This window comes from Desulfitobacterium elongatum, from assembly GCF_055378975.1.
This window is the reverse complement of record NZ_AP038772.1, coordinates 481,475-493,770: the sequence shown is the minus strand read 5'-3', so window position 1 is coordinate 493,770 and position 12,296 is coordinate 481,475. Positions and strand designations below refer to the sequence as shown.

Below are 12,296 nucleotides of genomic sequence, written 5' to 3'. Positions count from 1 at the left end.
AGTTTCCTCCTTTCGTGATTTTCTAAAGTCCTAGATCCTTCAGCCAACGCGAGACGATGGCTTTCCAAGAGTAATGCTTAATTACGAATTCCCGTCCTTTGACCCCCATTGCCTGACAGGACTCGGGGTCCTTCTTCAGATTAAGAATCGCTTGGACCAGGAGTTCAGGCTCTTCTGGCGGGATAACGACTCCTCCGCCGCTCTCTTCCACGATCCTTGCGCCTTCGCCTTCACCGACATAGATGATCGGTTTAGCGCTTGCGAGTCCTGGGAAGACCTTTGAGGGTCGAACCCCTTCAGAGAGCTTGTAACGCCTTAGGGTGGATAGGTTAAGACTCGATAAACTATAATAGCGATGCATCACGGTGATGGGCTGAAAATCAACCCAGCGCACATTGGAAAGCTGCTCCTCTCGGGCCATCTCCACTAAGCGTGGTTTTTCTGACCCGTCCCCGACAAAGAGGAACACAATGTCTGGTTCACTTTTCTCGAGGAGTTCCGCAGCTTGCAAGGCCACTTCTAAACCATGGGCATAACCCATCGTTCCTGCGTAGAGAATGACATATTTTCCTTGAAGCTTAAGCTTCTCTACGAGTTCTGCATCTGGCTCATGCGGTGTAAAGAGATCGGGGTCTACTCCGTTGGGGAGAAAGACCATCTTTCCCTCAGGGATTCCCCTACTTTTTAGAGAATCAATGATCCCTTCAGTCTGCGTGGAGATTTTCCAAGAGGACTTATACATCGTCCGCTCAAGGCTTTCCGCCATGGCTATCAACTGCTTATTCGTGACGAGTTCCAAGGAGACCGCGGATTCAGGCCAAAGGTCAGACACATTAAAAATAACCTTGGCTCCTTTGACCCACTTCGTAAACAGTGTGGTAAACCCGATAAAAAGCGGAGGGGATTCGACGAACACATAATCCGCTTTCCCGGCTTTTAAAACTCCGTAAAGGGCTGAGAAGACAAACGAGAAATAGTTCAGTAAACGCTTCCAGAACTTCCCGCGCTGGACAGGATAAATCCACGTTCGGTACAAGGGAATTCCATCAAGATCCTCTCGCATATAAAACTTTCCCTGATATTCGGGTGGAATCACGCCATTCGGATAGTTTGGAAAGGCTGTGACTACTTCAATCTGATGTCCCTGATCCCGGATGGCCTTGGCAACTTCAAACAAACGAACCTGGGCTGCTCCGGTCTCGGGCGGGAAATACTGGGTCAACATAAGAATACGCACACCAAGATCTCCTTTTACTGAAAAAGTGCTGCAAGCTGCTGGGCTAGATTCACACGGCTAAACTCGGAACAACGCTCTCTCGAACCGGTCTCGAAAACTTTCGAATCCTGAGCGAGCCACGCCTCATAATACACACTGATCGCCTGGGCAAGTCCTTCAGGATCCTCAAGGGTAACGACCCTTCCTAACTCACGCTCGCGGATAAGCTTCGCGGCGATTCCTTCAGGTAACAGCCCTAAGATGGGTTTTCCTATCCCAATGTAATCAAAGAGCTTCCCAGAATAAGCGATATCCACGCTCCGGTCAAACGTCATAAACTGTAGCTGAGCACCGGCTAGGTAATTAAGCACATCCTTATGCCGCATATAGGGTTTAAAAACAACGGTGTCCTGAAGACGGTTCTTCATTCGCTCCTCGTACTGAGGCGGGACGTACCCGATGAAAAGAGACTGGAAGTTACTTCTTGCCTCCAGATGCCTTGTTAAGAAACGCTCCACCCCTTCTGTGAAGGTCTCCATATCATAGTTTTCCGCGATAATTCCGGTGTGAATAAGAGTAAACTTTTCTTGCGGAATCTCGGTAATCTCCTGAAAATCTGCTGGATCAAAGCCATTGGTGATAGTAATCATCTTATAGGCATATTCCGGATAGCGATTCTTGTACATCTCCGTAAGTGCTGGAGTAACATTCAGGAGGTAGCTTGCGTTTTCCACCACTTTACGTTCTAGCCAGGCATCAAGGTTTTTCCGAAAAGGCAGCTCCTTCTGCATGGCTTTATTTCCGACCCACGGATCCCGGAAATCTGCAATCCAGGGTTTACGGTAAAATTTATGGACTAAAAGTGCTATCAGATGAACGGTATACGGGTAGGAGGATGAGAAAATATAATCCACCTGCTCCCGGCGTGCGACCTGCAAGGACTTGAGAAACCCAAAGGGGAGCCAGCGCACCTTGGAATCCGGGATGAAGAGGTAATTATCGATAAAGTCAAACACGCGTTGTTTGAGGGATCTTCGTGGTGGTTCGGAGGGTCCGGAGGGTCCGGAGGGTTCTTGAGTTACCGGGGTTGCTATGCTTGCGGAAGGTGCTTTGGTATCCTCCATTGCAACAATTGCACTCGCATCTTCCTTGGAATCCTCCTTGATATCTGCCTTAGATTCTTCCTTCGAATCTACCTCGGTTTTCTTTGAACCCCGAAGTGAAGCAATTTTTTCTAAGGCCTCCCGCAACCAAAGAGTCTCAAGACTTGAGGATCGGTAGACCTTCACCTCATGCGGGATTTCTTCGAGTAGACTCTCATCATAGGCAAAGTTATGTCCACTACTAACCGTGCTGACGACGGGTAGAATCCCAGACATGGGAAGGTACTTTACAAATTTTAAGGTTCTCTGCACTCCGCTTCCACCGAGAGGAGGAAAGAAGTATGCGATAACCAGTGCCTTTTTCATTCCAACTACCCTTTCTTTACACTCGGGACATAACTGCTTTGTTTTCGAATCGAGAGTTTATGCCGGATTTTGTAAGCGGTCGCAAGCCAATAACGGAGGCTACTTCTTCGAGCTTTTTCCCAACTCTCGGCCTGATGGGTAAAGCGTGAATCTCTTGTGAGTAAGGCCATTGCCTTAAGCTGCTGGATATGAAGCTTATGGTAAAAGATACTCGCGATATCTGCCACTGCAAAGGGATAAAGGTCATATCTAGACCAATTAAGAGAGGAAATATTATACTTGGCTAGACACTCTTTGAGGGTAAGTAGCCCTGTCTCATAGCGTTCTTTGGCCTCGGCACTTTGGCTAACGAGATAAAAATCCCAGAGCCCCCAGAGTGAGAAGATAAATCCATTGAGGACAAAAGAGGGGGGCTCGGAGGGGTATTCTTCGTAGTAATCGAGCCCATTCCACTGAGCGAGAATACCGCCTTCAGCCGAGGGGCGAAAAAATACTCCGAGTGCCTTTTTCCCGGACTCTAGATACACGTCCTTCTGAGTTTCCTGATAGGCTCTAGCAAGTACGGAAAGTGCCTGTCCTTGTGAGAGCGCGGAGAGCCATGGCTTTTTTAGATTATAGATACCTTTATCATGATCGTTCACCCAGCCCCAGCCCGCTGTTTTAAACTCGACTAAGTTCGTAACAAGCCAGTCTGCTGAACGAAGGAAACGCTCCCAATTAACCGGTTGCTTCTTGTTGATATATTCATCATAGTTACCCAAAGCATATTGAGAAATGGTGACAGGTAAGTAGGAGAGGTGCCCATCCATTTCAACCAGCGGAATCCCTTCGGCATCGAATTCCCCTGCATACTCTGCTTTGGCGGACATATCGACAGGGTATTTGCGGAGTACATCTGGATTAAGTTCGAGATTCACATTCATATCAGGGTGCCAGTAATCCGTTTTCCCGAGTACCATCCCACCATAGGCCTTGATCATCTGAAAAATATTCATTGCCTTATCGACACCCTCACTTTTTCCCTTGCGTTATCAGAGCTTGATAGAGTTCTTCCATCTCGCGCATGTTCTCTTCCCAGATGGCCTTTTCCTTGACACGCTGACGGTTGATCTCCTGCGCTTGAGTACGCAAATCTGAGTCCTCGAGCGCTCGAATCAACGCTTTCGCTAAAGCCCCAGCATCTTTCGAAGGAACTAATAGTCCGTTCACTTCCTGATCGATCCATTCCCGGTTCGCCGGTAATTCGGAGACGACCGGAAACGATCCGCAGGCCATGGTCTCAAGCAGAGAAACTGCTGTGGCATCCGAGGAAGGAACACTTACGGAAACTGCTGATTCATTCAGATAGCTTTGGACAGCAGCATGCGGTAATTGTCCAACGAACTGGATGTTCTTCTCAAGCTTTAAGGACTGAGCGAGGGTACGGAGATTCTGAGTCTCGGGACCTTCCCCTGCGATGATAAGCCGAGCTTCTGGTATACTCTGAACGACCTCAGCCATCGCTTGAATGACGATGTCGATATTATAAATACTTTGATGACCCCTTAGGCTTAAGATCTGATGCATCTTTTTATCGACACTTGGAAGCTGTTCAAACCAGTCTCGTGATACCCCCATCGTCACGGTCTTGAGGATTTTTTCCTGACCCTTGAGTAGCTCACGCATCCGCTGTGACATATACTCAGAGTCTGAGGTGAGCGCATCTGCATGTTTGAGAACTTGACTCACGATGACACGGAGAAAAGATGACTCTTGGGGAGCAACGAGGACATCCGAACCCCAAGCGGAAACGACCAAGGGGCTAAAGCCGCTGACCAATGCCAGAAGTCCAAAGCTCGTCGCATAGTGAGCGTGAAGAATATCTGGTTGAATCTCTTCGAGGAGTCGGCGGATTTTGCTCAGAGCCATAATATAGGCGATGCGCCCGCTTTGGCCTCGAGCTAAGAGATGTACCTTTGCTCCCTTAATCGTACAGGGACGAAACGAGATGACCTCCACCTGATATCCAGCTTCTACAAAATATTGAACCCAACGTTGCAGGTGGATACTTCCCGCATCCCCAAGAAAGCATACGCGCACTTTAGCTCACCTCCTCCACATCACGAATCGCTGTAAGATATCCAATTAAGATCCAAAGATAAGGATCTTCAAAAAATCGGCCTTCCCCTTGCGAGCTGATAAAAATCGCGGTTACTGCGAGTACTCCAAAGATCACTTGGTAAGACTTTGGTTGGTAGATCGAGTGCCGATATGCAAAGCGCTGAGATCGTAACACTCGAGGTAACCGAGAATACAGTAGTGCCAGAAAGGCTCCCCATATTCCTAATCCTATTGTTCCCAATTCCGCGGCGGTCGTAACCAAAGCGGTATGCGAAAGGCTTACATCATTCTGAATCAGATCTGTGAAGCGAGTCAACATAACCTGCTGGAAGCCGGATAACCCGACCCCGAGAACAGGATTCTCCTTAAACATTGCAATTCCTGAGGTAATTAGGTATTGGCGCTGAGTTAGAGCTGCTCCGAAATTCTGCTTGATTTCTAGTATCCGTTGTAAATACTCTGGATTCATGAAAATCCCGATACCCGCTAGGATCACTCCACCAAGGATTGAAACTATCACAGGCTTTCGGGGGATCAAAACCGCGAGAGCGAAGAAAACGACGAGCATGGCAAGCCACGCCGTTCGTGACCCCGTTCCCACAAGAGCAATTCCTTGGATAAGAAGAGCGACGCTTCCGACAAGCCGACCACTCCAGGGAGCCCCGAGCATCAAGATTACGGTCGCGAGAATTCCAATCATTAAAAACCGTGCATAGATATTCGCATCAACAAACGTTGCATTGGCTCGACCTGAAAGTTCGTAGATTTCGGAAAGGAAGATGTAGTTGTGACTAAGCACCTCATAAACTCCGATTAGGGCAAGTCCGGAGGACACTGCCGCAAAGGATAACGGTACGATGAAGTATCCATCCTGCCTTCGCACAAGGTCGACCACAGCGACTCCCAAGAGCCAAAGCAAGACCAACCGGGCGACACCGACCAGGGACTTCGTTGGATCCACTGACCAAAGCACGGAGATTGCTCCCCAGAGTATATACGCACTAAGGGCTAAGAATAACGGAGAACGTAGGGTATCGAGGAGACAGTCCCAAGTTTTCATCTCATATAACCCATTATTCCTTGTCCTGATCAAGGACCAGAGGAAATAGGCGAGAACGGCGAGCGTCAAGATCCGACCAAAATAAATCACTCCGACAAACTCGCCCAGCTTATCCAGAACTCCCAGGTGCGGAAACCACTCCCGAGAAATCTCAAGAGGTAAGGCAAGGATCAAAAGAGGTAAGAGAAGACGCGGATTTTTCCATCCCCATGCAACGGCCAGTAGGGTTATGACCAGTGTGATCCAGAGCAATGCCTTTTCCTCCTTCGCGGTTATACGTAGATTTTCCAGGTTGTTTCTTAGGTTAGCATCTCCAGGATTTTGCTTTACACTGGTCACTCGGTAAGCTGCGCGGACCAAACTAGTCACTCGAGTTCTCCGCTACGAGTGGTTCACCTTCAGCCGTTAAGCTATCTCTTGAGCGTGCGGCTTCGGGCGAAACCCTCCACCGGAGGCTTTCGTGGCCAAATCGGCTCCTGCCTCGTGGCCGGTTGGAAACGTCCATGTTTCCAATCCGTCTACGCTGCGTACTTTTCTCGAAGATCGGTTACCTGCTCACTTAGAAGGCGTTCCCTTGTGTAAAACAAAATCCTTGGGTATTCTTTCAAGTTTTCTTCAGAATTCTTATCTAAGATAATATTATTCCGGCTTAGGGAATCTTTTACTTTTTAAACCTTTTCAGGATATAGGCTTTAATCATCTCTACGTCTGAGCTCTTAATGAAGATGAGGTCGACCCAGCGGGCTTGGGTATAACGCGTGTAGAAGATAATCGTCATGAGGGTAAAGACCATATAGGAAAGACTTGTGGCGATGGAGGCTCCATTGATGCCGATCCTGGGAATCAGGAGAATATCTAACACCACTGTGACGATTCCGGAAATGATGGAGGAGTAGATATTTTTTGAGAGTAAGCCCACACCGGCTAAGAAGTTGGCCAGGATATTGGATACGGAGAAAATTGCAATCCCAGGCAATAGCCACAACAAGGCCCCATTTGCCTGTGCGAAGGCCTGACCGAACCAGAGGATAATTAAGGGCTTGCTGACCAGCGCTAGACCCACGGAGAAGCAGATAATTAGGGTTAAGCTCACGCGTGTGACTTGATTGGTGAAAATCACGAGTGACTTTTTATCTGTAGAGGAAGATACGACTGGAAAAACAACAGTCGCAATACTTCCAGACACTCCCCAGAGGGTTTCCCCTAAGACTACGGCGATTCCGTAGATCCCCACCTGATCAAGAGGTAAGTAATAATTGAGAATAAAGACGTCGAGCCGATAGTTTAAGCGCTGAATAATATTTCCAATCTGAGCCTTTACTCCATATCCAAACATATCCTTCATCAGGCCTTTATCCAATCGAGGAGTTCGGCGAGGCTTAAGGATGAGGAGATAGACTTGCCAGATGCATATCGCAACGGTTCCAACGAGCAAGGATAGAATGGCTGCTGTCGGGCTCACTACTATTAATAGAAAGACCACCAAGAGTGCTATGCTGAGGATCTTATCAATAACATTTATTCGATTGTATTCTACAATATCCTGCATTCCAAGCAGAATATTGATCATTGCCGATTTGAAATTAACCAAAGGTATCGTCAACAAGACTGCAATCATCTGCAGATTTGTGACACCCTCTAAAAACTTAAACTGATATTTCTGATGCAAGAAGTAAAAAGGCAGTAACGCTAAGACCCCTAAGAGGGAGACAAGAATATTATTTCCTATAATCTCATTTTGAGCATCTTTTCTTTTTCCTAAGAAATAGACATTAGAGGCTGCAAACCCCATACCCAGAATCAAGGTACCAAAGCTCAAAAAGTTATTCGCGACATCAACGACTCCTTTTCCCTCAGGACCCAGTACTCGGGAAAGAACCGTCGTATTGATAATTGAGAGAAAGAACAAAAGCAAGTTGCTTAAGAACGTGATCGTTACTGATTTTGTAAAACCCATTCGCTTTATTCTCCCTTTCAAGTGTTCATTAGGCTAGAATCTCTTCATAGATAGCCGATAAAGTTTTAGCTATTGCTTGGGGACTATACTTATCTTCCGCGTAGTGACGGATGACTTCAGGGTTATAACTTTCCAGAGTAGAGATGACTTGTTTAATCCCTTGGACAAGCTCCTCCGTGCTGCCGGGTTCTACTAAGACCCCAACCTCAGGTTGTAGGATGTCTTTTGGGCCTCCACAGGCTGTGGCAACGACGGGTTTCCCGCTTGCCATGGCTTCGATGAGGACGCAGCCGAAGGTTTCCTTGAGAGAAGAAACGACGAGTAGATCTGCTCGTTGATAAAATTCCGGCATGTGGTCTGGACTCACTCGCCCATAAAAGGTGCAAGACTCCTTGACTCCCAAATCTCCTGCTAGCTTTTCATAGTCTGCACGTTTAGGTCCATCCCCGACACAATGCAGGTGTAACTTTCTCCCTGAAGAGTTCTGAGGTGATTTACCTTTAAACTCAGCTAGCACTTTGGCAAAGGCAGGGAGAAGAAATTGCAGTCCTTTGACTTGGGTCTCTTCCATATTCCCGACGAATAGAAGGTTGATCTGATCGTTAATCGCGCTGGAACCTAAATCCAGTGTCCGACTTGAATTTAACAATAAGTCTGAATCTGCACCTGAACTTGAGTTCCCACACTTGAATCGATCGGTATCTACCACATTCGGTACCGGTTGAAGTTTAACCTCCCACCCGAAACCCTTTATCTGCTCAGCGAGTGATGAGCTTACGGGGAGCACTCGCGCCGCCTGCTCAAAAGCTGGGCGAAGTAGAATTCGGTGCTGCCACTTCTCAACATAGTCCTTGAGGTAAGACATGTGTTCTGTAATCACATAAGGAATTCGGTGGGATCGCGTGAAAAGATAGGCAATGATTCCCGCGGGATACCCGACATGAACATGGATAAGCTCTGGGTGAAATTTCCCGACAACTTCCTGAAGCTTTTTCTGAGCCGTGTGATAGCTTAGAAACCTCGCAAGATATCGATTGCCTTGCCCATAGGTGTTCGCCCGAAAGACTGTAAAGCCCTGTTCCTGGCTCACTTCCACTTGCTTGGATGCGATTTCCTCATCAAAGGGATAGAAAACAGCGACCGAGAGGCCAGCAGCTGCTAAGGCTCTGGCCTGTTCTCGGATGAAGATCCCCTTCATGGGGTTATTATTATTCGGATACCATCCCGCTAAGATTAAGATTCGCACCTAGACCCACCTAACTTTATATACTTAGATTTAAGTACTCATTATCGTCACTCTAAGGGTTCTTCTGACTCTCCTTCGAGAAATACCTTACGACGAAGAATAACAGAAACTGCTAGACCATAGAGTAGCCACATCTGAGGAAAGCTGATCACCGTGCTCGGCGCAAAGGCTGTCAAGATAAAACCACCCAACGCAGCAATTAGGCTCACGGTTAGATATGAGGTCAAACCATAGGCCGCTTTTTTGCGAGTCTCGATATAAATTCTGAGCAAATCCCAGAGCATATTGAGATAGATGAAGATAAAATAGAGGAAAATCCCTATTCCAAAGTCTCCGAGAACCTCAAACCATAGACTATGGGGATTCACCAACCCGTGTGTATTACCCTGTTTTTTCAGAAAGAGTCCGGTATTATTGACCCCAAATCCCTGAGGATGACCTTCTAGCGTGATTCCTTTCGTAATGTTAACCATCATCGTCCAGCGATCGTTAGCAGAACCTTCCTCTCCAAATTGGGCGAGGGGTAAGTTCTTGGGGACCCTGCTATGAAAGCCTAGGCGGCTCAAAAGCGGGGTGTCATTGAACTTTCCGTAATAAACACCTAAATCGGGAACAAAGGACAAGGTTTGAAACAGGATAATGGTCGATAACCCAATGACGAGAGCCTTACGAAACTTTTTCCACTCCTTCATCACAAGGAAGAGGAAAATGAATCCAACCATCGTCATAAGCATCACGATGTATCCGGTTCTCGAGGTGGAGAAAATCAAGTTCATGAGCGCCAGAAATTGCATTACCCAGAAAAGAATATTCTTACCTTTGTTGCGGTTATAGACGACGAAGGGAACAATAAACGACATGAGCATCACGAGAAACACTGCATAGTTATTGGGGTTATAGAAAAATACAGTTGGGATCGTCTTTAGGTACTCTACCCCTTTGACATACCACCCGTTGTCAAGATAGACATTTTTGATCGGCATGCGAAGCTTCGCCACTTCAAGCAAGCCAATGAAAAGGATAGGTATCGAGGTGTAAAGGAGAACTTTCAGGGTTTCTTTCACCTTTTCTCGATTCGGGTTAAACGTGTACACCGCAATCATGAAACAAATCATGATCGCATAGTTAATGATGTATTTGATTCCAGCACTACGGCTTTCCGCCCAAGCAAGGGATACAACCATATAGGCGATAAAAATCGAAAGGAAAAGCAAATAACGATTCGAGGCAAGCCGCTTAATACTCAACGAAGGGCGTTTTCTAATAAACGAGATAAACATACTGAGTGTCAGGATGAACAAGGCGATATGAAGGTAATAGATGTTGAACCGTCCCATGATGGGAAGGTTAAAAGCAAAGTCCATCACTGAAAACAGAAGAACAAAGTGATAAAGAAGCTCTGAGGGTGTCTCCCAGTGGATACGATTGATGATCAGGAGACCCATTACAAGGGCGTATAGATTCAAAAAAATGAGATTCGGACTTAATGCGACATTTCCTAGGATGAAGAGTGCAAACACTCCATTTACCCTAGACTTCTTCTCTTTCAAAAAAGACATACCTTAACCTCTCCCCCTAGCTCAGGGCCGCTTGGATTACGGAAGCAATTTCTTTTTGTTGTTCAAGGGTAAGCTCTGGATAGCAAGGTATCGCCATCGCCTCTTGGCAGGCCTTCTCTGCTACTGGGAAGTCTCCCTCTTTATAGCCAAGGTCACTGAAGGCGCGTTGGAGATGAAGCGGTACAGGATAATAAATCGCAGTCGCAATCCCCGCATTTTTCAAGGCTTCCATAATCTGATCCCGTTTTTCTGTGCGGAAAACATAGAGGTGATAGACTGGAGTTCCATTCGGGTCAACCCCTGGAAGAGTGATGGGCAGTTTCGCGAGGAGCTCATTATAGACATTTCCTTTTTCACGGCGTGCTTCATTCCATTGGTCAATATATTTAAATTTAACGCGAAGAATCGCCGCTTGCATCTCATCCATCCGGCTATTGAAGCCGATTTCATCATGATAATACTTTGTCTTACAGCCGTGGAAGCGAAGCATCCGCAGATGAGCTGCGAGGTGCTCGTCATCTGTGACAATCATCCCGGCATCCCCGTAAGCACCTAAGTTCTTCGTTGGGAAGAAACTAAAGGTTCCTGCATGCCCGATCGAAGCCGCTTTTTTCCCACGATACTCTGCGCCAATGGCCTGGGCGGAGTCTTCGATAACTTTGAGGTCGTGACGAGCAGCAATCTCCATGAGGCGATCCATATCCACCATCTGTCCAAAGATATGGACGGGGATAATGGCCTTGGTGCGAGGGGTAATTCTATCTTCAAGTTTGTTTAAGTCCATATTCAAGGTGACGGGATCGACGTCCACGAAGACAGGGGTTGCGCCGACGGAAGCGATGGTCTCTGCGGAGGCGAAGAAGGTAAAAGGCGAGGTGATAACTTCATCTCCAGGGCCAACTCCAAGTCCTTTCAAGGCGAGAACAAGCGCATCGGTGCCGTTACCTACGGCGATGGCTTCTTTAACACCGCAGTAGGCGGCGATTTCTGCTTCGAGAGCCTTCATTTCGGGTCCGAGAATGAATTTGGAGGAGTCGAGGACGTTAAGGATCGCTGTGTCGATTTCGGGTTTTATCGTTAGGTATTGGGCTTTCAGGTCTAAGAGTGGGATGGTCATCGGGCGTCTTCCTTTCCTTAGCTGAGATTTACTGAGGCTCTATCATCAGTGGGTTCTCCAGAATTTTACTCTGCACCGTTCACTCATTAAGCTGCGCGGATCAAACTATTCGCTCGAGTCCTCCGCTTCGACGGGTCCCCGGCTGAATCGGCATCCATGCCTTATTAGCCGGTTGGAAACGTCCATGTTTCCAACCCGTCTCCGCTGCGTACTCTTCGCGAAGTTTGATTACCGCTCGCTTAGAAGTCGTTCTCTCTCGCAGAGTAAAATTCTTGGGTGATTCCTCAAGGTTATAGCTTGGGTTAGTCTCTTAAGTCACTACTTGCAAGCCTTCCTGCAAAGTGAGTTACGATTACAGTACGCGAGGTTTCTTCGCGAGCAGCTACCGAACTTGGGCTAAACTGCACCCCAGATAGCGGGGCGGCCACATGGACGTGGACGCCGCCTATTGAGCAGGAGCGATTTTAGGCGGGAACCCCGCAGCTTTCACCAAGCAGTTTCGCCCATAGTTCGGTCTGCGAGCGTATTTCCGAGCATCTGTAACGCAACTCGACTTGCACGGGCCTACAACC

General features: G+C 47.4%; 9 protein-coding genes. All 9 read right to left on the bottom strand.

The window, feature by feature from the left end; all coding sequences use genetic code 11:
• Positions 1-22 precede the first annotated feature (22 nt).
• Positions 23-1,237, bottom strand: a complete 1,215-nt coding sequence (locus ACZ42W_RS02190) for a glycosyltransferase family 4 protein (protein WP_464168112.1) — start codon at positions 1,235-1,237, stop codon at positions 23-25.
• Positions 1,238-1,251: 14 nt separating this feature from the next.
• Positions 1,252-2,685 (bottom strand): glycosyltransferase family protein, encoded by a 1,434-nt coding sequence (locus ACZ42W_RS02185; protein ID WP_464168110.1) that lies wholly within the window; start codon positions 2,683-2,685, stop codon positions 1,252-1,254.
• A 5-nt stretch (positions 2,686-2,690) separates the two neighbouring features.
• Positions 2,691-3,680, bottom strand: coding sequence for a D-glucuronyl C5-epimerase family protein (locus ACZ42W_RS02180; RefSeq protein WP_464168108.1), 990 nt, complete (start codon positions 3,678-3,680; stop codon positions 2,691-2,693).
• 16 nt (positions 3,681-3,696) lie between these two features.
• Positions 3,697-4,764, bottom strand: a complete 1,068-nt coding sequence (locus ACZ42W_RS02175; RefSeq protein ID WP_464168106.1) for a glycosyltransferase — start codon at positions 4,762-4,764, stop codon at positions 3,697-3,699.
• Position 4,765: 1 nt separating this feature from the next.
• A complete protein-coding gene (locus ACZ42W_RS02170) occupies positions 4,766-6,214 on the bottom strand; it encodes an O-antigen ligase family protein (RefSeq protein ID WP_464168104.1) in 1,449 nt (482 codons plus the stop codon).
• 292 nt (positions 6,215-6,506) lie between these two features.
• Positions 6,507-7,802 (bottom strand): flippase, encoded by a 1,296-nt coding sequence (locus ACZ42W_RS02165; RefSeq protein ID WP_464168102.1) that lies wholly within the window; start codon positions 7,800-7,802, stop codon positions 6,507-6,509.
• Positions 7,803-7,830: 28 nt separating this feature from the next.
• Positions 7,831-9,048, bottom strand: coding sequence for a glycosyltransferase (locus tag ACZ42W_RS02160; RefSeq protein WP_464168100.1), 1,218 nt, complete (start codon positions 9,046-9,048; stop codon positions 7,831-7,833).
• A gap of 47 nt (positions 9,049-9,095) precedes the next feature.
• Positions 9,096-10,607, bottom strand: a complete 1,512-nt coding sequence (locus tag ACZ42W_RS02155) for an O-antigen ligase family protein (protein WP_464168098.1) — start codon at positions 10,605-10,607, stop codon at positions 9,096-9,098.
• A 16-nt stretch (positions 10,608-10,623) separates the two neighbouring features.
• A complete protein-coding gene (locus ACZ42W_RS02150; RefSeq protein WP_464168097.1) occupies positions 10,624-11,724 on the bottom strand; it encodes a DegT/DnrJ/EryC1/StrS family aminotransferase in 1,101 nt (366 codons plus the stop codon).
• Between the last annotated feature and the right edge of the window lie 572 nt (positions 11,725-12,296).